Origin of the sequence: Paenibacillus sp. FSL P2-0121 (assembly GCF_037975345.1) — a bacterium.
GTDB lineage: Bacteria > Bacillota > Bacilli > Paenibacillales > Paenibacillaceae > Paenibacillus_AQ > Paenibacillus_AQ odorifer.
In genome coordinates, this window is sequence record NZ_CP150245.1 from 508,644 (window position 1) to 530,314 (window position 21,671).

Annotated in this window: 19 protein-coding genes; 15 read left to right on the forward strand and 4 right to left on the reverse strand. The window is 46.5% G+C overall.

All coding sequences use genetic code 11. The annotated features are described in order from the left end of the window. Nucleotides 1–85: 85 nt before the first annotated feature. A complete protein-coding gene (locus MKY54_RS02240) occupies nt 86–1,735 on the forward strand; it encodes an NAD(P)H-hydrate dehydratase (protein WP_339189316.1) in 1,650 nt (549 codons plus the stop codon). Nucleotides 1,736–1,751: 16 nt separating this feature from the next. On the opposite strand, the gene MKY54_RS02245 is transcribed toward MKY54_RS02240, so the two are convergent. Next, the gene (locus MKY54_RS02245; RefSeq protein WP_076142073.1) at nt 1,752–2,207 is read right to left on the reverse strand and encodes a hypothetical protein; all 456 of its coding nucleotides are present in this window, start codon (nt 2,205–2,207) and stop codon (nt 1,752–1,754) included. A 31-nt stretch (nt 2,208–2,238) separates the two neighbouring features. Then, nucleotides 2,239–3,138 (reverse strand): SDR family oxidoreductase, encoded by a 900-nt coding sequence (locus tag MKY54_RS02250; protein WP_076142074.1) that lies wholly within the window; start codon nt 3,136–3,138, stop codon nt 2,239–2,241. 125 nt (nt 3,139–3,263) lie between these two features. On the opposite strand from MKY54_RS02250, the gene MKY54_RS02255 reads away from it, so the two are divergent. The 4 genes from MKY54_RS02255 (at nt 3,264) to sdaAA (ending at nt 6,001) form a co-directional block, all read left to right on the forward strand. After that, nucleotides 3,264–3,839, forward strand: a complete 576-nt coding sequence (locus MKY54_RS02255) for a DUF4269 domain-containing protein (protein WP_076124562.1) — start codon at nt 3,264–3,266, stop codon at nt 3,837–3,839. A gap of 2 nt (nt 3,840–3,841) precedes the next feature. Beyond that, nucleotides 3,842–4,261, forward strand: coding sequence for a GNAT family N-acetyltransferase (locus MKY54_RS02260; protein WP_076142075.1), 420 nt, complete (start codon nt 3,842–3,844; stop codon nt 4,259–4,261). 154 nt (nt 4,262–4,415) lie between these two features. Beyond that, nucleotides 4,416–5,126 carry an L-serine ammonia-lyase, iron-sulfur-dependent subunit beta gene (gene sdaAB, locus MKY54_RS02265; protein ID WP_076124558.1) on the forward strand — a complete coding sequence of 237 codons (711 nt, stop codon included), beginning with the start codon at nt 4,416–4,418 and terminating at the stop codon, nt 5,124–5,126. After that, on the forward strand, nt 5,123–6,001 hold the full coding sequence (gene sdaAA / locus MKY54_RS02270; RefSeq protein WP_036682621.1) for an L-serine ammonia-lyase, iron-sulfur-dependent, subunit alpha: 879 nt from the start codon (nt 5,123–5,125) through the stop codon (nt 5,999–6,001). The genes sdaAB and sdaAA overlap by 4 nt, the downstream gene beginning before the upstream one ends. 2 nt (nt 6,002–6,003) lie before the next feature. Here sdaAA and MKY54_RS02275 read toward each other — a convergent pair whose 3' ends face one another. After that, complete coding sequence (locus MKY54_RS02275; RefSeq protein ID WP_076124555.1) at nt 6,004–6,306, reverse strand: hypothetical protein; 303 nt, start codon at nt 6,304–6,306, stop codon at nt 6,004–6,006. 62 nt (nt 6,307–6,368) lie between these two features. Here MKY54_RS02275 and MKY54_RS02280 point away from each other — a divergent pair, with 62 nt between their 5' ends. Beyond that, complete coding sequence (locus MKY54_RS02280; protein ID WP_036682616.1) at nt 6,369–6,566, forward strand: YwbE family protein; 198 nt, start codon at nt 6,369–6,371, stop codon at nt 6,564–6,566. Between the two features lie 70 nt (nt 6,567–6,636). Here MKY54_RS02280 and MKY54_RS02285 read toward each other — a convergent pair whose 3' ends face one another. After that, entirely contained in the window at nt 6,637–7,359 is a 723-nt protein-coding gene (locus tag MKY54_RS02285; RefSeq protein WP_280753298.1) for an HNH endonuclease signature motif containing protein, read from the reverse strand. 366 nt (nt 7,360–7,725) lie between these two features. On the opposite strand from MKY54_RS02285, the gene MKY54_RS02290 reads away from it, so the two are divergent. From MKY54_RS02290 to MKY54_RS02330, 9 genes are all read left to right on the forward strand, one after another. Beyond that, the gene (locus tag MKY54_RS02290; RefSeq protein WP_248549100.1) at nt 7,726–8,115 is read left to right on the forward strand and encodes a hypothetical protein; all 390 of its coding nucleotides are present in this window, start codon (nt 7,726–7,728) and stop codon (nt 8,113–8,115) included. A 52-nt stretch (nt 8,116–8,167) separates the two neighbouring features. Further along, the gene (locus tag MKY54_RS02295; RefSeq protein WP_280753296.1) at nt 8,168–9,187 is read left to right on the forward strand and encodes a LacI family DNA-binding transcriptional regulator; all 1,020 of its coding nucleotides are present in this window, start codon (nt 8,168–8,170) and stop codon (nt 9,185–9,187) included. Between the two features lie 394 nt (nt 9,188–9,581). Next, on the forward strand, nt 9,582–10,919 hold the full coding sequence (locus tag MKY54_RS02300) for a glycoside hydrolase family 30 protein (RefSeq protein ID WP_076185207.1): 1,338 nt from the start codon (nt 9,582–9,584) through the stop codon (nt 10,917–10,919). 28 nt (nt 10,920–10,947) lie between these two features. Beyond that, nucleotides 10,948–14,175: a cellobiose phosphorylase gene (locus MKY54_RS02305; RefSeq protein WP_339189321.1), complete on the forward strand. Its 3,228-nt coding sequence runs from the start codon at nt 10,948–10,950 to the stop codon at nt 14,173–14,175. A gap of 209 nt (nt 14,176–14,384) precedes the next feature. Further along, complete coding sequence (locus MKY54_RS02310) at nt 14,385–15,338, forward strand: ABC transporter permease subunit (RefSeq protein WP_051491255.1); 954 nt, start codon at nt 14,385–14,387, stop codon at nt 15,336–15,338. A 17-nt stretch (nt 15,339–15,355) separates the two neighbouring features. Next, nucleotides 15,356–16,246 (forward strand): carbohydrate ABC transporter permease, encoded by an 891-nt coding sequence (locus tag MKY54_RS02315; protein WP_036682603.1) that lies wholly within the window; start codon nt 15,356–15,358, stop codon nt 16,244–16,246. Nucleotides 16,247–16,338: 92 nt separating this feature from the next. Then, a complete protein-coding gene (locus MKY54_RS02320; RefSeq protein ID WP_036682600.1) occupies nt 16,339–18,033 on the forward strand; it encodes an extracellular solute-binding protein in 1,695 nt (564 codons plus the stop codon). Between the two features lie 118 nt (nt 18,034–18,151). Next, complete coding sequence (locus tag MKY54_RS02325) at nt 18,152–20,062, forward strand: sensor histidine kinase (protein ID WP_081387132.1); 1,911 nt, start codon at nt 18,152–18,154, stop codon at nt 20,060–20,062. Continuing rightward, nucleotides 20,059–21,618, forward strand: coding sequence for a response regulator (locus MKY54_RS02330; protein ID WP_076310028.1), 1,560 nt, complete (start codon nt 20,059–20,061; stop codon nt 21,616–21,618). Before MKY54_RS02325 ends, MKY54_RS02330 begins: the two co-directional genes overlap by 4 nt. The last annotated feature ends 53 nt before the right edge of the window (nt 21,619–21,671 follow it).

The window sequence follows — 21,671 nt, forward strand, 5'->3', positions numbered from 1 at the left end:
GACTTGCGCCGGACTTGCGCTCGGGATTGTACTTGGAATTGCGTGTGAAGCTTTGGAACGGTAGATAGCGGAAAGGGGCTAAATCATGTATCTGGTAACTGCTGAGCAAATGAGGCAGCTGGACAGCGAAACGATCCAGCAGCTGGGGATTCCAGCGATTGCGCTGATGGAGAATGCGGGAAGAGTTATCGCAGAGGAGATCATCGCGCTTTGCCGGGAGAGAGGCGGGGCAGGCTGCAGGAATGCAGCCGAAGGGAACGATGCCGGGCTAAAGGAGGCCGCGCTGGGTGACCCAGGCAAGGCATTTAAGGTCAGCGCAGATCATGCGCTGACGCTTGCCTCTGCCGCAGCCGAGCGATGGTTCATCCTCGTCGGCAAAGGCAACAACGGCGGCGATGGCCTCGCCGCCGCACGGTACCTTCGCGAGACCGGCATCGCCGTCACGCTCGTCTATGCGGTGCCGCCGGAGTTGCTCTCCGGCGAGGCCGCCCTGCAGCGCGATGCCGCTGCAGCCATGGGCCTGCCTGCCGTAGTATACGGCAGGGATCGGCTGGACCTTGCCGAGTGCAGCGGCATCCTGGATGCGCTGCTCGGCACCGGCGGCGCGGGAGCCCCGCGCGGCGCCTATGCGGAGCTGATTGCCGCAGCGAACAGCAGCGGCAAGGTCATTGTGTCCGCGGACATCCCCAGTGGTCTGAACGCGGACACAGGAGAGACGCATGAGCCTTGCATTCATGCGTCAGTGACGGTATGCCTCGCGTTTCTCAAGCGAGGCCTCCTGCAATACCCCGGTGCAGGCGCAGCGGGGCATGTCAAGGTACGGGCCATCGGCATTCCGACTGCTCTGGCTCTTAACAGCGGTGTGCAGGTTCACCTGCTGACACCGGAAGTGCTGCATGCCCATCTGGGGGTCGATCTGGCCCGGCGGCGGTCGCCAGAAGGCCATAAGGGAACTTATGGGCATGTACTCCTTGCTGCCGGCACCTTACGGATGAGCGGCGCCGGACTACTGGCAGCCCGTGCTGCGCTGCGCACGGGCTGCGGACTGGTGACGTGGGCGCTTCCTAAGAAGCTGTTACCTTCCGTCATCGGTGTTGTTCCTGAACTCATGCTGGCTGATGTAGGTGGCAGTGAAGAGGGAAACTGGGAGGCTGAGACCGCGCCCGAGCTACTGAAGTTAAGCGAAGAGCGAGATGTAATCGCTGTGGGACCAGGTCTTGGACGGTTCCCGGGTGATACAGATTGGCTTCGCAGTCTTTGGGAAGGCAGTGATTGCCCGCTGGTTATCGATGCGGATGCTTTAAATATTCTGGCTGACTCCGATTATAAGAGTTGGGCGCGGCGCCGTCATTCTGTAATTCTGACACCTCACCCAGGCGAAATGGCTCGCCTGGCTAACCTAACTACGGCTGAGGTCCAACGTGACCGAATCGGTCTGGCTATGGACTATGCCAAGGAGCATGGGGTTACGCTTGTGTTAAAAGGAGCACATACCGTGATAGCAACTCCTGAAGGGCAAGCTTATGTAAATACCACAGGCCATCCCGGCATGGGCACTGGTGGAGCTGGTGATGTGCTAACGGGCATGATTTCCAGCCTGCTGGCTCAGGGACTTCATGCTACGCAGGCAGCAGCTTTTGGGGTATACCTGCACGGATTAGCAGGAGAGGGAGCAGCCCGTCAGCGGAATAATCCGGCGGCTATTATTGCCGGAGATATCATTGAAGCGCTTTGAGTATCCCTAATAAGGCTTATGACAGCAGTAAGCAGAGCAGTGGCAGAAATAGGGCGAATACTGGCAGCAACAGAGGAAACCTTTCTACACCAAGCTGGGTCACTCTGAGAAGGAGTAGTCCAAGGACTCCACCCAGACCCCATAGCAGATACTCTGCACCTTGTTCCGCTGCCAGCCATAGACCTGCACCAAAACCCGTGACGACATATACAGCAAGGGGCAGGATAGGGGATTTGGAGCGCAGAATACGCAGCAGTACATCTGCTACTAACGCCGCAGGCAATCCATAAGCATAAATGGCATAAGGAATCGATAGTGGCCAGCCTTCAGGAATTCCATCGGATTGTGGAAATCCAAGCATAAGTAAGGTAATAAGGACGTAAGTTAGCCCTGCGCAGGCTAATTTGGTTAATGCGTACATGCCACTGCTTAGGCGGACAGAAGAGATATCATAATCATTTATCTTATTCATTTGATATACATTCCTCTCGTGGTGTAATGCATCAGCTGGTGACCATGTCTCCACCATTGACATGAATACATGTCCCGGTAACATACGAAGAATCCGGTCCCGCTAAATAAAGATAGGCTCCTGCTAACTCATATGGCTGTGCGGCACGTTTAAAGGGTGTATCCGTCCCAAATACACTAACCTCATCTGCAGAGTAGCTGGAGGGAATTAGTGGTGTCCATACAGGTCCGGGAGCTACGCTATTGACACGAATGCCAGAGTCTACGAGTGATAAGGCTAAAGAGCGGGTAAAGGAGACGATCGCGCCTTTAGTTGAGGAATAATCTATAAGCTCTTTATTTCCTTGATAGGCAGTAATGGAAGCAGTGTTGATGATGGCTGCGCCTTTTTTTAGATGTGGAAGTGCGGCTTGTGTCAGGTAAAAGAATGGAAATATATTCGTCTGAAACGTTTGGTAGAGCTGTGCTTCCGTGATATCCAGAATACTTTTTTGCGGATACTGGACACCATGATTGTTGACGAGGATGTCCAGCTTGCCAAAAGTGCGAAGGGTATGCTCCACAGCCTTGAAGCAGTTTTCCTTATGGCGTAAATCAACTTCGATCCGCAAACAACGTTGCCCTAATTCTTCAATTCGCCGCTGAGTGACCTCTGCATCTGAAGCTTCGTATAAATAAGCTATAGCGACATCTGCGCCTTCCTTTGCAAAAGCAATGGCCGCCGCTTTACCAATTCCGCTGTCGCCTCCGGTGATGAGTGCAATTTTTCCTTTTAGCTTTCCGCTGCCGGTGATCTCCGGATTTTCACTGATGGGGCGAGGATTCATTAGACTCTCTAGACCAGGCTGACGGTCTTGGTGCTGTGGGGGAAAAGCAATAGGCTGTTCCTTACATATCGTTTGTTCCCCATAATAGGGGTAGGTGGGGTTCATTTTTACATACACTCCTCCTTGCCTTCTATCTTCCGTATATTTCTATGCATGTGCCTAGAAAAGCGTGCGCTGTTATCCGGTCCTGCCTGTGTTTATAACCTAGTTCGAGGGAGCGTTTGTCAGAGATGAATGATTGGCGAAACATAGAGTATCTGAATCGTGGAACTCCAGTGCAAAAAGAGGTCTATACCCTGTTAAGAAAATTAAATATTATGAGTTTGCTGGCCGACTATAACCCGGTGCTGGTTGGCACAGTGCCGCTTGGAATTCAGGTGAAGGGCAGCGACCTGGATATTATTTGTGAGGTGCATGATTCCGTAAAGTTTACGGACATTGTTAGTCGATATTTCGGAACCATGGATGAGTTTACTAGTGTATCGCGTGTGGTTGATGGGGTCCCACGAACGAAAATTAACTTTATGGCCGGGGGCTGGCCTATAGAACTGTTTGGGCAGCCGCGACCCACAGCTCTGCAGAATGGTTACTTACATATGATCATTGAAGCGGAAATTCTAGCTCAGCTGGATAATGATTTTCGCCAGCAGATCATTACAATGAAAACAAACGGGTGGAAGACCGAACCTGCCTTCGCGCAAGTGCTGGGCTTGGAAGGCGACCCTTATGAAGCGCTGCTGATGCTGGAAAAGCTTCCGCGGAGTGCTCTTTATGCTTTTTGTCATTCTATACAAGCGAGGGGATAGACATGAATTATCGAGAGATGATTGCGGATGATTATGAAGCTGCCCACCAGCTATGGGAAAATACAGAGGGAATGGGACTTAGTGAAGCGGATTCGAGACTGGAGATTACGCGTTATCTGGAGCGTAATGCTGGCTTCAGCCAGATCTGCGAGAATGAAGACGGCCGGATTGTAGGAACTGCATTGTGTGGACATGATGGGCGAAGAGGTTATATGTATCATGTTGCAGTTAGTAATGACTGCCGAGGCATGGGCATCGGGCGTGAGCTTGTAAAGCGTTGCCTCGGTAATTTACATGCAGCTGGTATCGCAAAATGTCATCTGATGGTGATTGGAACCAATGAACAAGGAAGAGGATTCTGGGAAGGGATAGGCTGGCAGTATAGAGGTGGAATTATGTTATACTCCCAGGATATCTTGTGATACATAAGATGCGAAATGAAAATACTATCTAAGTAAAATATCATTAGATTAGAAGTGGATATATCACAGCAAATGTAACGGTGAACTCCGACTGCCAGTGCAGTATACTATATATGAGTTTGATAATTGCCTATTTGCAGGCAGGAGGTCTTTTATGCGTTTCAAAGATGTGTTTTCAATTATTGGTCCGGCCATGGTCGGGCCTTCAAGCTCGCATACAGCCGGTGCGGCACGGATCGGAAGGGCTGCAAGGCAGGTGCTGGGTGAAGTGCCGCGTGTGGCAGAAGTGACGTTTTTTGGTTCTTTTGCAGCTACTTATCAGGGCCATGGCACAGACAGGGCTATTGTCGGAGGACTTTTGGATTACGCTACCGATGATCATCGGTTACCCGACTCTCTGGAGTTAGCGGCTGAAGCTGGGATGGACGTATCTTTTGAGCAAGGAACGGGATTGTTTCCTCATCCTAACACAGTTAAACTGCATCTTATCGGACAAGAGACAGGAAGTGAGCTGACTTTAACGGGGACATCCATCGGTGGTGGAAACATTGAGATCGTCGATGTGGATGGTTTTGGAGTAAAGCTTACGGGAATGTATCCGACGGTATTGATTCATCATATGGATTATTTAGGTGTTCTGGCGAGTGTTACAGAAGTGATGCGTAACGGACAATTTAATATAGGGCATATGTCTCTGGATCGGAAGAATCGCAGCGGTGCAGCCTTAACGGTACTGGAGCTGGATGAAGCTGCTACTCCAGAGCTTATTGAAGCGCTTAAAGCGCTCACTGCAGTGAAATCGGTGAAATTGGTTAATTTAAACGAAGGTAAGCAAGATGAGAAGGGGAAGGAAAGCTTAACATGAATTTTCAAACACTTAGCCAACTGGCTGTATTATGTGAGGAACGTGGCCTCACCATTGGAGCCCTTATGCTTGAAGAGCAAAGCGCGGAATCTGGACGTTCCAGTGAACAGGAATTTGCCACTATGCGTGAATATTATGGGGTGATGAAAGAGGCTGTTCATCGTGGGATGCATGAAGATACCACTTCGCGCAGCGGCCTTACGGGAATGGATGCCCAGCGTGTAGGAGCCTATAACGCAGCAGATGAACCATGCCTAGGTGGACCCGCTGGTCAAGCAATGGCCTATGCCTTGGCTGTGTCCGAGGTTAATGCCTCAATGGGCCGCATAATTGCTACACCTACCGCAGGTTCATGCGGAATTATTCCGGGTGTATTTCTCAGCTGCCAGGAACGGTTTGGCTGGGATGATGACTATATGGTTTCCGGTTTGTTCGCTGCAGGAGCGATCGGTTATGTCATTGCCAACAATTCGTTTGTATCTGGTGCAGAGGGTGGCTGTCAGGCGGAGGTCGGGTCGGCCATCGGGATGGCGGCAGGAGCTTTAACCGAACTGCGTGGAGGAACGCCTGCACAAGCAGTGCATGCTGTTGGACTGGCGCTTAAGAACACATTAGGACTGATTTGTGATCCGGTGGGAGGACTTGTAGAGATTCCTTGTATCGTTAGAAACGGATTCGGTGCAGTGACCGCGCTCGCCGCCGCCGATATGGCACTGGCTGGCGTACGTAGCGTGATTCCTTCAGATGAAGTAATCAAGGTCATGCTTGAGGTAGGCTCAGCTATGCCAGAAAAACACCGTGAGACCGCAGGTGGCGGATTAGCACAGACACCTACCGGCCGCAAGATCATGCAGGATTTACGTAAAAAGAAGTGATTTTAGAGCATTTTGAAACGTTCCAACTGTTCCCATAATCCTTCCTTCCGAAGGATTTCTGCTTGTTTGGGTCCCAAAAGGTCAAAGTGGGGGAATGGCGAACGATTATGAATATATTTAGCCGGCAGTCCATTTTCCTCACACCAATATGTTAGTCTGGTCAGGTCACTACAGCCGACCTTGGTGACAGTAGTCATGCCGGGAAAACGCGGGTCTAGCCAGTAATGGGTTAAGAAAGCGATCTCTCCTGCGGAGACAGCCTTTTTCCAGCGGGTTAATTCTTCTCTGTTGATGCCGAAGGCCATTACGTCTCCTCCTTATGTAGTATAGTTGACAACATTATAACCCATTGAAAGGGGATTACATCATGAACGGACAGGTAAGAGCCGATATTCGTCCTGGGCTTGAAGTGGATATTGTGCTTAAGCAGGATCAGCCGACGGGTAAGCTAACACATGGAACGGTAAAGGATATTCTCACGAACTCACCTCGACATCCGCATGGCATCAAGGTGCGTTTAACCAGTGGACAGGTAGGACGAGTTAAGAATATTGTTGCTAACTAACAATAAACTTTACCTTTGATTTTTATAAAAAAGCGCCCCTAATCAACAGAAATTGGGGCGCTTTTCTTTTTTATCTGCTCATAAAATCCTCAACGGACTGATCGGCTTTGGTCTGATTACATAACGTACAAGCGCAAACGCAATTATCCGGAGTAGTATGGCCGCCTTTAGCACGGGGGAGCAAATGATCTATAGTGTCTCCATAGGAGCCACAGAAGTAGCAAGTATAGTTGTCTCTGGTCAATATATAAGCACGGAAATCCTTATTGCTGTAAATCCGGCGGATGGTTCGGCGATTCACTACGATAGCGGCATGTTCTCTGACTAGAGTAACCGCAAGCTCGTAGTCAATTTCCTGATGCCAGCGCCGTCCTTTATCACTGTGGCCACGCATTAGAATTTTCCCTTTGGCAGAGGGAATCAATTGCGTTGGATCTTCCGGACTCAGTTCCGCGCCTTGAGAATGAGAATGTTTCCTTCGTTGTTCCAAGCCCCGTATGCGCTGATTTGGGTTGGATTGCGGTGAAGAAGCAACCGTGGAAGAAGGCTTTCCTTGTTTGGAGCGTTCCTTGACAGCCAAAGAAGGGGATTGAATGGTATCAGGTTGTACTGGAATGGGACCTGCTGCAAGAGTGAGATCTATGTTTTGTCGTTGTTTGCGGCACTCCCGACAAGCGCCACGGCGAGACTGACCTTTGGAACGTTTGCCGGTGCGTTTACGAAATTCAGAGAGCGGCTTCTGTTGCTGGCAATAGGTACATTGTTTGGTGGATAAAAGATGGGTATCGTTCATAGATATGTTAGGTTCAGCGCAACTTAGCGCCCGTCCTGTCTCCTTGTTTTTTAGGATCCAATGTATTTTATTTATTAGATTCAGTCGGCAGGGTTAACATTTCGTTCTAATCTTAGTATAGCGTAAAATACAATCGTTCACATCGCACTCAAAAAAAGCTTAAATACGGCTTTTTGTGTGATATCTGTCTTGGTGACATTCAGGAAAAACATGTAAAATCGAAAAGAGCTATAAGGAATGCTCTACTTTTTAAACATGGGAAGGGGAACTGAAATGAAGCCAACCAAAAGAAGGCCGTTTACGGTAACATTGCTTTATATTCTTCATATATTTTTGGGGGTTGGAGCGTTAGCAGGAGGCGGGTCAATGGTCATAGATCCTAGTGGTGATCTGATACACATACCCACATCTATGCTGGAAAGATCGCCATTTTCAGATTTTTTAATTCCGGGTATCTTGCTATTCATCGTATTTGGTATCCTGCCTATGTTCGTGTTATATGGGTTGATCAAGAGACCAGAATGGCATTGGGTGAATACTTTGAATCCCTTTAAGAAATTATATAGCTTCTGGGCATTGTCCCTATATATCGGATTTGGTCTAATTATTTGGATTATGGTACAGACGTATATGCTCGACAGTGTGGTAATCATACATCTGGTCTATATGAGTCTAGGGCTTTTGATCCAAGCTGTTACGCTGCTTCCTTCCGTACAAAGTTACTTTTTGCTGGACGGCGGTACCGAAAGACGTTAAAATTGCAGTGAACAGAAGGTATTTTATTAGTCTGGGCAAGGAGTGAACCGGATTGACAACTATATACGATATTGCCAAAAGAACCGGTTACTCTCCTACAACGGTATCCAAGGCGTTTAATAATTATTCCGATGTACGGGAGAAGACTCGCCAGGAAATTTTCCGGGTTGCCCAAGAAATGGGATATTTGCCGAATTCCCATGCCCGTACACTGACTACTAAGAAATCATGGACCATTGGTGTATTATTTGTAGAGAATACGGGATTTGGTATTCGCCATCCCTTTTTTAGCGCTGTGATTGAGAGCTTTAAGAAGGTTGCTGTGGATAAGGGGTATGCCCTCATGTTTATTTCCAAGGATGTTGGGGGTAAACAAAGCGGGTATTTGGAGAATTGCCGAATCCGTGGTGTAGATGGTGTTGTCGTTTTCTTGTCTGATTACGAGGACCCCTATTTCCGTGAGCTGCTAGAGAGTGATATTCCTACTGTGATTCTGGATTTTGAGACTACGCAGTCGCATACGGTATGTTCGGATAATACGGCTGGAGCTCAGCTTGCGATAGAGTATTTAGTTTCTTTGGGTCATCGCAAGATTGCTCATATTTCCGGGGGGATGAACACTTTTCCCGGTAAAACTCGGGAGTTAGGGTATAAGAACGCTATGAAGCAGCAGGGGCTTGACGTGCCGGAGTCCTATGTTGTGAATGGAGCTTTTTATTCTCGTGAAAGTGGTTACCATGCGATGCTGGAGCTTCTTAAGCTGCCTGATCGGCCAACCGCTGTTTTTGCTTCGGGTGACATGTTAGCTTTAGGGGCTATTATGGCGGCAAAAGATAGTGGACTTTCCGTACCGCGGGACATTTCAGTTGTGGGTTACGATGATATTGATCTAGCTGAGTATGTTACACCTGCATTGACAACCATTCGTCAGGATACGGCACTTTTAGGAAGCCGGGCAGCGGACATTCTTTTAGCATCGATTGAAGGGAAACAGTTGGATAAGGAAGCGGTTTTAGTTCCGGTAGAAGTGATCGAACGGGAATCCTGTGCGCCTCCGGCTAGCAGGAATTAGAGCTGTATCAAATTCCATAACTACAGAGAGCGGGCTGCTATCCACAGGATAAATCTTGACGTAGAGAAAAGAGTCCTGATAAAGTAGAGGACATCATAGCTCGAATTTTTCCTATGTGGTATTTGCTACAGCGTATTCAGAGGAATAGGGCTATAATGGGCATATTGTTATGCCGCTTTTTTCCTGCTCTCGTTAGATCATTTTTTTTCGTTATAATCGAAACCGGTTTCGATAATAGGTTTCGAATTGAGATGAAATCAAAATTTACCGAGGGCTTCCTTGAATTTTCTCAAACGTTTCAGTGGCCCATCGCTCCGAACCCTAACATCGGATGGTGATCCAGTAAAGGCAGTGCTTGTTGTTAGTAACAAAACAATTAGAGGAGATGGATGAAATGGCAAAAGTTCAAACTGTAGTAACTGCAAAAGATACAGGGGAACGCTTAACTCCGAAAGAGGCAATTGTTTTTAGCACAAGAGTAGATTCTGGATCTGCCGATGTAGAGCTTAGGCCAGAGCAGGAGTTCCAAAAGATGATAGGATTTGGTGGCGCTTTCACAGAAGCTGCGGCCTATACGTTGTCACGGCTCAGTCCTGAGAAACGGGCAGAGGTTATTCACCGCTATTTTCATCCGGTAGAGGGGTTAGGCTATAACATGGGTCGTGTTCATATCCATAGCTGTGACTTTGCTCTTGGAAATTATACTTATGTCGCTGATCATGATACGGAGCTGGCTACCTTTGATATCTCTCATGATCATAAGTGGGTGCTTCCGCTGATTAAGGATGCAATGCAGGTAAAAGGCGGGCCGTTCACGATGTTGGCGTCTCCTTGGAGCCCTCCGGCATGGATGAAAACAAATGGTGAAATGAATAATGGAGGATCACTCAAGCCAGAATACGCTGAAGTTTGGGCACGCTATTATACCAAATTTATCGAAGCTTATGGGAAGGAAGGCGTACCTATTTGGGCGGTTTCCGTGCAAAATGAGCCGGCTGCTGTTCAAGTCTGGGATTCTTGTATTTATAGTGCGGAAGAGGAACGCGATTTTGTTAAAAATCATCTCGGTCCAGTGATGCAGCAGGCAGGCCATTCCGATGTGAACATTGTCATCTGGGATCATAACCGCGATATTATGGTCGAACGTGCTTCGGTCGTATTGTCTGATCCTGAAGCTGCACAATATGTGTGGGGTACAGGCATCCACTGGTATGGTGGTGAGGAGTTCGACAAGGTAGAAAAGGTACATGATCTATTTCCTGACAAACATCTATTGTTCACTGAGGGCTGTCAAGAGGGCGGCGTCAAGCTTGGCGAATGGTTTACAGGTGAACGTTACGGCAGAAATATGATTGGGGATCTCAATGCATGGACAGAAGGGTACCTGGACTGGAACCTGGTACTGGATGAGACCGGCGGGCCCAATCATGTAGGGAATCTCTGTGATGCCCCAATTATTGCAGATACAACAACAGACGAATTGCACTATAACAGCTCTTATTATTATATCGGGCATTTCAGTAAATTTATCGCGCCAGGTGCGGTACGGATTGGCTTTACTTCTGAAGCGGAAGGAATCCTATCCACAGCATTCCGTAATCCGGACGGCAGCATTGCTGTCATATTGATGAATGAGAGCGAAGAAGTTCGCACGGTAACCCTGGGGCTTGGCGAAGAGATTGCCAACTGCGAGTTATCCCCTCATTCTATCGTAACGCATCTGATTTCATAAATAAGTAACAGTTTAGGAGGACATTAACGTGAGTAATTATTATTTCGAATCAGGTAACTTTGTAATGGAGCAGTTTGATACAGGAAAGCCTTTCTCTAGTTTCCTGCCAGGTCTTGCAGGTCTTAAGGGAATTCCAATGTGGACTTTTTATGTAAACCGGGGGCAAGCGATTTGCAGCTTTGGGGTACGCGACAAGAACTCGCCAATCATGGAATTCTCTCCAGCAAATATCTCTTATAAAGACGTAGGAACCACCGGATTCCGAACCTTTATTAAAATAAAAGGCGAGCAAGAGATTTATGAGCCATTTCAATCGGCACGTCCAGATCCTGCCGCCAAGCGGATCATGACCATTTTGCCTAACGGACTGACCCTTGAAGAAAGCCATGCCGGGCATGGGCTGAAGACGACTGTACACTATTTCAATCTGCCTAATGACGATTATGCCGCGTTGGTACGTCGGGTGGAGATTGAGAATATCGGTGGCAAAGAGATTGAGCTGGAGCTGATGGATGGTCTGCCTGAGATTTTGCCTTACGGAGTAGAAAACAGCGGCTACAAGGAGATTGGTAACCTGCTGCGCAGCTGGATGGACGTATACAATCTGGAGAACGGTATTCCGTTCTATAAGCTGCGTTCCAGCACCAATGATAGTGCACAGGTTAGCGAAATCACAAATGGACATTTCTATCTGTCGTTTACTGGAGAAGGAGAAAAAGTCGCGCCAATCGTTGATTTCGAACTTATTTTCGGAGGCAATACCTCTCTTACTTACCCAGACCGCTTTGCGGGATTAACGCTTTCGGAGCTGAGTGAGCTTCCACAATATCCAGTCAATAAGGTTCCTTGCGGCTTCAGTGGTGTGGCTAGACGTTTGGCACCCGGCAGCAGCTTGACCCTGAATACTTTGGTTGGGCATGTAAATGACATCGACAAAATCAATAAAAAGGCGGAGCAGTTATGCCGGGATGAATATATCCTGTCCAAATCCAAGGAAGCCGCAGGTCTGACAGAGGAATTAACAGAAGACATTGCCACGCACACTTCATCGGCTGTGTTTGATGCTTATTGCCGTCAGTCCTATCTCGATAACTTCCTGCGCGGAGGCTATCCTTTTATTTTTGACAATGGCGGAGATGGCTTTGTAGTTCATTTATATTCCCGCAAGCATGGCGATTTGGAGCGCGACTATAACTTCTTCTCACTTGCCCCAGAATATTATTCACAGGGGAATGGTAACTTCCGTGACATGAATCAGAACCGCCGGAATGATGTGTTTTTTAATCCGAAGGTGGGCAGCTTCAACATCAAAATGTTCTATAGCTTGATTCAAGCAGATGGCTACAATCCACTAAGTGTTCAAGGAACAACCTTTGAAGTGAAGCCAGACAGCAAAGCGAAGGCTGCGGAATGGATCGGAGAAGCGGCTGCGGATCATCAAGCTGAGCTTGTTAAGCTATGCAACAGCCGGTTCACCCCAGGCAGCCTGATCAATTACATTGCGGATCAAAACGTTACGCTGAAGGTTAGTGAGCAGGAGTTTCTGTCGGGTCTGCTGGCTCTTTCACAGCAAAACATTGAGGCTGCTTTTGGCGAAGGCTTCTGGTCTGATCACTGGACGTACAATTTGGATCTCGTAGTAGGTTATTTGGACATCTTCCCTGACAAGAAGCAGGAGCTTTTATTTGGGGATAGTACTTATGCGTTCTATGACAGCCCAGCATATGTGCTGCCACGTAGTGAGAAGTATGTAATTAGTGACGGAAAAGCCCGGCAATATGGCGCCCTCCTTGAGGACGAGGAGAAGCTGCATAAGCTGAAATGGAAAGCTGGAGATACCCATTGGCTGCGTACCAAAGGTGGGCAAGGTGCTATTTACCACACCAATCTGTTCGTGAAGATGTTGTCTCTTGCTTTGAATAAATTTGCTACGCTTGACCCTTACGGCATGGGTGTAGAGATGGAAGGCAACAAGCCGGGCTGGAACGATGCCATGAACGGTCTGCCGGGATTGTTTGGCTCCGGAATGAGTGAGACTTTTGAGCTGAAGCGTACTGTAGTCTTTTTGCTGGATGTGCTGAACGGTGCTGAGAATGTACAGGAAGCTGTAAAGCTGCCAGAAGAAATCGCGGAGCTGCTTGAAGCGGTATATCACGCGGTAACTGCTGTCCTAGCAGGAGAAGTGGAACAATTCAACTATTGGGATACAGTAGCTTCAGCCCGTGAAGCTTATAGAGCAAGTATCCGGTTTGGCATTACTGGTGCTGAAACTGAAGTAACCTTGGGACACATCCGCGAAGCCCTTTCCAAGTTCCTGGTTAAAATTGATGAGGGGATCAACAAGGCGGTAGAAATGGGCAATGGACTTACCCCAACCTATTTCCGTTTTGAAGCGGAGAAATTCCATCAGGTAACAGATGCTGAGGGTCAGCCAGTCATTAGCGGATACGGATTGCCAAAGGCTGTGGTAGAGGAGTTTAAGGCTTATGCCTTGCCTTATTTCCTTGAAGGACCTACCCGCTGGTTGAAGACGATGAAGAACCCGGTGCAGGCAAAAGAAATCTATAATCTGATTAAGCAAACAGAGCTGTATGATCAGGCAACATCTATGTATCAGACCTCTGTTAGTCTAGAAGGTGAATCGCATGAAATCGGACGGATGAGAGCCTTCACACCAGGCTGGCTAGAACGGGAGTCTAACTTCCTGCACATGTCCTATAAGTATTTGCTTGAGCTGCTGAAGGGCGGGCTGTATGAGGAATTCTACGGCGAGCTGAAGACGTCGCTGGTGCCATTCCTTGATCCTGCTGTTTATGGACGCAGTACACTGGAGAATTCATCATTTATCGCAACTGGAGGCAATCCTGATCCAAATAACCATGGTAGGGGGTTCGTAGCGAGACTTAGTGGATCGACCGCGGAATTCTTAAGCATGTGGAGAACAATGATGGCTGGAAGCCATGTTTTCAGAATGGAGGATGGAGCGCTTACGCTGTCTCTCGATCCGGTATTGCCAGGATGGCTGTTTGATGAAGAGGGCAAACTGTCTTTCACTTTCCTAGGGAATACGGAGGTAATCTATTCTAATCCAAAACGTGAAAATACCTTTGGCGAGAAGAAGGTTAGCATTCAATCTTTGATGCTTGTATACCGCAATGGAACTGTGACTAAAATATCTGGAGCGTTCGTGCGCGGTGCAGAGGCAGAGGCTCTGCGGCGTGGAGAAATCGTGCAAATTCAAGCAGTATTAGCATAAAAATAGAGGGGCGAGCTGCGGCTCGCCCTTAAATTTTCACTCAATCCGAAAAATGGTACCTATAATCCGAAATTCAAAGCCTTACGGAGACAGGCAAAAGCAAATACAATGGATACATAAACATTGTAAGCGCTTTAGATTAAATACAGATATAGAGCCTGGAGGTCCAAAGGATGGAGAACAAAAAAAGCATGGAAGTAAGCTCAGCGATGAAGCCGTTAATTCCTGGCAATTTCGAAACCGGTAAAGTAAATCGGAGCCCGCTTTGGAAGAGGTTCATTGCCCAGCGTCATTTGCAGACAATGGCTCTACTCGGCATTGCGTGGATGATAATCTTTAACTACATTCCCATGTATGGAATTATCATTGCTTTTAAAGATTACAACATCGTTAAAACGATTGCAGAAGCCCCATGGGTGGGACTTACACATTTCAAAGAGTTCATGGATGATGACAATCTCTCGAATGTAATTAAAAATACGCTCGGCATCAGCTTGTTTAAGCTAATTATCGGATTTCCATTGCCAATAATATTTGCTCTATTTCTGAATGAAGTTCGTTCAATGAAATTCAAGAAGACCATACAGACGATTTCGTATTTGCCCCACTTTCTCTCATGGGTGGTACTCGGAGGGATTTTGGCTACATGGCTTGCTGATGTAGGAATTATCAATAACATTTTGCTAGCGCTTCATCTGATTGATCAGCCAATTACATACTTGGCTGAGCCTGGTTACTTCTGGACAATTATTATCTCCTCTGATATCTGGAAAGAACTTGGATGGTCAGCGATTATCTATTTAGCAGCAATTTCCGGTGTATCTCCTGAAATGTACGAGGCGGCGACAATCGACGGCGCGGGCAGATTTCAGAAGATGTGGTATGTTACCTTGCCGGCGATTAAATCGACAATCAGCATTCTCTTCATTCTCGCGGTCAGCGGAGTGCTGAACTCCAACTTTGATCAGATTCTGGTCCTGCGCAACTCACTGAATGATAGTGCAAGTAATGTAATTGATTACTATGTGTACTATACAGGGATTCTCTCAGGCCGCTTCTCTTACTCAACTGCAGTTGGATTGTTAAAATCGGTTATCGCTCTAATATTGCTGCTGATTGCCAACCAAGTATCTAAAAAAATCAACGATACATCGTTGTTCTAGGATAAGGAGGACCATATATGTTTGCACTTAAGCGTAAAACGAAGGGCGAGGCCCTGTTCGATATCATCAATAACCTTATCATGTTATGTATCTGCTTCATAACGCTTTACCCGATCTGGTACGTATTGGTTAATGCCTTCAATAACGGTAATGACGCCATGCGGGGAGGAATCTACTGGTGGCCGCGGATGTTCAGCTTTGAGAATTTCGAGGCCGTGTTTGCCAGCCCCGGCATCATGCAGGCGATGTGGGTTACTGTCGCCAAAACACTTTTGGGTACTGTACTGCATGTATTTTTCACAGCGATGGTAGCTTATGCATTCTCCAGAAAAAACCTCATTGGCGGTAAGTTCTACATGCTGATGGGTACAGTGACTCTCTTTTTTGGCGGGGGACTCATTCCTACCTTCCTGCTGATGAAGGATCTTCACCTATTAGAGAATTTCCTAGTCTATATAATTCCTGTTATGTTTAGCTTCTTTGATCTTATTATCTTCATGACCTTCTTCCGGGAGATTCCCGATGGGCTGGAAGAAGCAGCACGGATTGACGGTGCTAATGATTGGTCCATCTTTCTAAGAATCGTACTTCCAGTATCCATGCCTGTAATTGCTACCATTGCGCTGTTCCATGGCGTGTATCAGTGGAATGATTACTTCACGGGTATGATCTATATCAATAATACTGATCTACAGCCGATTCAGACGTATTTGTTCCGGGTCGTCGCACAATCGAGCTCTAGTCAAATGATGGTCGCTGTACAAGGCAGCAGCGTTACGAGAAGCGTAACGTCACAGTCCATTAAGCTGGCGACGATGGTAGTGACCACACTGCCGATAGTATTCGTGTATCCGTTCCTGCAGCGTTATTTCGTTAAAGGGATGATGATCGGCTCCATTAAGGGCTGATGTCTAGCAGTGATAACTCCTCCGGTTGCCTACAGCTGTAGGCACTGGGGTTGAGCTTATAATTAACATTCATAGAAAAGGGGTAAACAAGCATGGGCATGAAACGTAAGCCAAAAGCAATGGGAGTTCTGCTTCTCGCAATAATGATGTCATTGTCAGCCGCAGGCTGCTCCAGCGGGAATAATGCTGGCAAGAATGCCGAAGGTAATGCTAACAGCGCTAAAGCTACTAATACGGAGGCAAGTGCTGAACCGACTGCTGCTGCATTATCAGCAGATGAACCGGGATGGAAGATTGATACTTCACCCATTACATTTGACTGGTACCTGAACTTCTCATGGTTCCCTAATAAATGGGGCGTGGACCCAACCTCCCAATATGTAACTAAGAAGACCGGAGTTGATATTAATTTCATCGTTCCGGCTGGTAACGAGAATGAGAAGCTTAACACGCTGATTGCATCCGGTAAATTGCCTGATTTCATCACTTTGGGCTTCTGGGAAGATGCGATTAAGAAAATGGTCGAAGGTGAACTTGTTCTTCCATTGAACAAACTTGCTGATGAATATGATCCGTACTTCTTTAAAGTATCCGATGCTGATAAGCTGGGCTGGTATACACAAGAAGACGGCAATGTGTATGGCTATCCTAACTCTTCTTCCTCTCCTGCCGACTATGAGAAATATGGAGAAAATTACGTATCCAACCAAGTATTCGCTGTCCGCAAGGATATGTATGAAGCTATTGGAAGTCCAGATATGCGCACACCAGAAGGTTTCTTGAATGCGCTTAAATTAGCGAAAGAGAAATTCCCTGACGTAAATGGACAGCCGCTTATTCCACTTGGTTTGCATGAATTTACCGAGAACGGTAACGATTCTTTGGAAGGTTACCTGCAGAACTTCTTGGCAATCCCAAGAGAAAAAGATGGCAAGGTATATGCTCGTGAAACTGATCCTGAATATATCCGCTGGATGAAGGCACTTCGTCAAGCGAATCAAGACGGTCTGCTGGCTAAAGATATCTTTATCGACAAACGCCCACAAATGGAAGAAAAAATTGCCCAAGGCCGTTATTTCGCAATGCTGTATCAACGTACAGACTTTGCAGCACAACTAGGAACGATTTACCAACAGGATCCAACTAAAACGTATATCGCTGTTGACGGACCTTCCAATACCAACTTGGATAAACCAACCCTTGATGGCCCTGGTATCTCCGGTTGGACGGTAACACTGATCTCCAAAGATGTTAAGGATAAAGCACGTGCTATCCGCTTCCTCAGCTACTTGAACAGTGAAGAAGGCAACAAAGACTTGTTCTTAGGCGAAAAAGGTGTCAGCTACGATACGATTGATGGAAAAGATCAATTTAAACCAGAAGTGTTTGATTTGATGAATAAAGACCGTTCGACGTTTGATAAGCAAATCGGATCTTCCTTTACATTCTGGATGCTGCAAAATACGAATATCACAGACCAATGGGCTCCTAAATCGGTAGAACCATTTAAGCAATTGGAAGATTGGACTAGAGGTAAATCCATAGGCTCCTCGGAGTTCCAACAAATCGAACCAACAGGAAACTCTCCTGAAGGTATCATCGCTTCGAAGCTGAAACAGCTGCGCGGTAAAACTATGCCGAAATTGCTCATGGCTTCCTCCGATGCGGAATTCGATAAGATTTGGAATGAGTATTTAGAGAAGAGAAAGAAGGAAGGCGAAGATGTATTTGATGCCTACCAACAAAAGAAATATGAAGAGAATAAAGTGAAGCTGTCCATAAAATAAAAAGTATGACCCAAAATGCCCGCTAACTGCGGGCTTTTGGGTTATTTTCGAATTATAATAAGGAATAGATATTAAGTATTTGAATATTCACTATTTTAGCGAGGTGGACAGGACAGAAGTGTATAAAGTGAATAGGCGAGATCGAACCAGAGCATTATGGCATTCTTTTAGTTATTGGTGGGGGCGAAGATCACTTCAGAGCCGTTTAATTGCAGCTTATGTTTTTATTGTTTTAGGCCCGTGTATGCTGGTTTCTGTCTACTCCTATAAAGCCATTAATAATACCTATCTCCGCGATGCCGTCGAGAAAAATGATTATTTGTCGCAAATGGAGAAGCTGCATATTCATAATCAGATCGAAGCGATGGAACGGGCGGCGCAAATGGCTTATTCTGATGCCGAAGTAGAAAAATTCTTAGCGAATGAAACCGAACCGCAGCTAGTAGATTTGGTTGATTTTAATACAAATGCTTATGTGAATATGACTCGTATTCAATTTAATAATCCGAATATTGAGCATTTACGGCTGTATTCGAGAAGTAATAAGGTGCATGAAATTTGGCCGATTATCTTTCGCGAAGAGCGGGTTTCTTCCACCCCATGGTTTCAGAAAGCGCTTCAATTGAAGGGGCAGGAATACTGGTCTTTTCAGAAAAATGATCCGGATTTGATGCAGAGATACTTGGGAGCACCGACGGAGAGTCTGCCAAAGGTTTCTTTGCTGCGTGAGAAGAGTCGGCCAGCAGACAATCATATCGGCATGGTGCAGGTGGATATGCTGCTTAGTCGGTTTACACCCAAGACGTATACAGATGTACGGGATAATCAGACCCAGATGTTTCTTGTGGATAGTGAGCTGCAGCTTTTCACCAGGCCGGACAATTCTTTTTTGCAGGATAATCTAGAGATGGCTGATATGATTGCAGAACGGTATAAGCAGTTCCGGGAAACTGGCGAATGGGACAGTAATTACTCGGAGAATGGTAAATCGTTTTTGTTAATTAACACTCCGCTAGAACGAATTGATGCTTATTTGTTAAATGTAGTGTCAATGGAAGGAGTGATGAAGGATATCTCCCGCACGCGCAACTTAATCATTGGAGCCAATGTTGGTTTTATTACTTTACTAACGCTGATCGCTTATGTGACAAATGCCTTTATTCTAAAAAATCTGCGTAGATTGACCGAAACGATGAAAAAAGTGCGTAGAGGTGAAGCGTACACTGGAATAATGATTCGTGGTGGAGGGGAAGTCGGGGAGCTTGCCCATCATTTCTCCAAGCTGATGAACACCATCAATACGTTGGTGGCTCAGGCAGTGAGCAAGCAGGCGTTGTCTAAAGAGGCTGAGCTGCGTACGCTGCATAACCAGATTGACGCACATTTTTTGTATAATACGCTGGAAAATATAAAAATGCTGGCTGAAATTGAGAACCAGCGAACGATCTCGGACGCACTGACCTCGCTGGGTGGGATGATGCGCTATAATTTTAAATGGTCCGGAGAGTATGTGAAGCTGCGGGATGAAGTCCGCCACATTGAAAATTACATTGAAGTGATGAATATTCGTTTTGAATATCCGGTTAAGTTAGTGCTTCATATTGAACCTCGATATTTGGAGCTGGAGGTGCTGAAAATGTCACTGCAGCCTATTGTAGAGAACAGTGTTAAGCATGCTTGGTGCGACGAGAAAGAGAATTTACAGGACCCGAACATTCATATTCATATTTCGGAAACGGAAGGTGATATTTGCATAGAGCTTCGTGATAATGGCATCGGCTTAACTCCAGAGCGTTTGGTTGCTTTGAACGAGGCGATTTATGCGAAAGATGAGCGCTGTGAGAGTGCTTCAGAACAGAGGGATGTTGACCGCCGAACAGGTGGTATTGGACTGAGAAATGTACATCAGCGACTGCAAATCTTTTATGGTGATGAATATGGGCTTGTAGTACAGAGTGAAGCAGGGAGTTGGACGATGGTACGTCTGACCTTGCCGAAAGTTCTTTTGACAGGAGAAAAACAACTATGAAGAAGCTACTGATCATTGATGATGAAAAGAATATCCGTTACGGTCTCAAGACTATGATAGAAAGAGAATTTCCGTCCGTGTATACCATCACAATGGCGAGTAATGGCGCAGAGGGTTTCGAGATATTTAAGACCGAAGGTGCAGATATTATTATTACAGATATACGTATGCCAGTGATGGATGGAATTACACTGTTGGAGCAGATATCTAAGCTAACAAGTGGTGAGAAAAGCCCAGCAGTGCTCATCTTAAGCGGTTATGATGATTTCGAATATGCCAAAAGCGCGATTCGTTATCGCGTGAAGGATTACTTGCTGAAGCCGATTCGCCGAGATGAGTTGTTCGAAATTTTGAAGAATATCGATAAGGAACAGGAAGAACAGGATCTCAGCGCAAGGCAGCTGGAACAGGAAACGGAACACTTCCGCAGGGAACTGCGGTCCAGTCGTTTACGGGGACTGCTAATGCAGCAGGAGGTTCCGCTGGAACGTGAGCAGCAAGAGTGGCTAAGTGATCTGCAAGCACCTTTTACAGTTGGTGTGTTGAATTACTATTACAATGACGGAACAAGAATGAAGTCGGGGGATGTTCAAGGACTGGCGGAACGATTGATCGGACCGCTTGAAAAGTTTTTCTCGGAAATCACAACGGATTGGGATGGCAAATTAGTCTTGATCGGGAGCAGAAAACAGGATTTTATAGAGCTGTCCAGACAAGCTGAAGCTAAGGAAATAAAGGGATTATCGATTGGGATTAGCAGCGAAGGAGGAAGTCTTGAGGACCTCCGTTCCTGTTATAAGGAAGCATGCCGGGCACTGCAATATACTTTTTTATATCCGCAAGTGAGTTTGTTGGATTATGGGGATGTTGGTCAGGGACGGTCTAACTTTCCGTTACCTAAGGAAGAGCTTCGCAAGCTGCTCAATATGCTGGGAACAGAACGCGAGAAGGAGATGAAGCATCTTCTATCTGTGATTTTTCAAACTGAGCATTTGAAGGAACTGGACCTAGCTTATCTGGAGTCCGTGGGACAGAATGTAAACGAACTGGTGTTGGATGAAGTATTTCGGGTACATGGCGAAGCCTCGGTAGAGGTATTGAAGCTGTATCGCACGGTAGGCAATATGTACAACTATCGTCATTTCCACGAATATTATCGTGCGCTGGAGAACTTACTCTTGAGTGTGAATGAATACATTGTAGGCGTAAGGTCCGCGCATACCGAACATGCGGATATGGAAGAGGCACTGAGCTATATTGAAGCCAACTATGCCCGTCCACTGAATATGGCTATGGTCAGCAATCATGTGTCCCTGAATTATTCTTATTTTAGCGAAGCCTTTAAGGCATATACCGGTGAGAATTTTGTTATTTATTTAAAAAAGGTCCGTATCCGTCACGCTAAAGAGCTATTGGCAAAAGGCTGCAGTAAGCTCGCAACAGTCTCAGAAGAGGTAGGCTTCGAGAACAGTAAACAATTTGCCCGTGTTTTTAAAGAGCTGGAGGGGATTTCCCCAGGTGATTATAGAGCGAAAATAGTATCCGAAGAGTGTTGAGGCTATTGAAGATGCATTTAGAAGCGGCCCTCCTATATAATGGATTTGAGAAG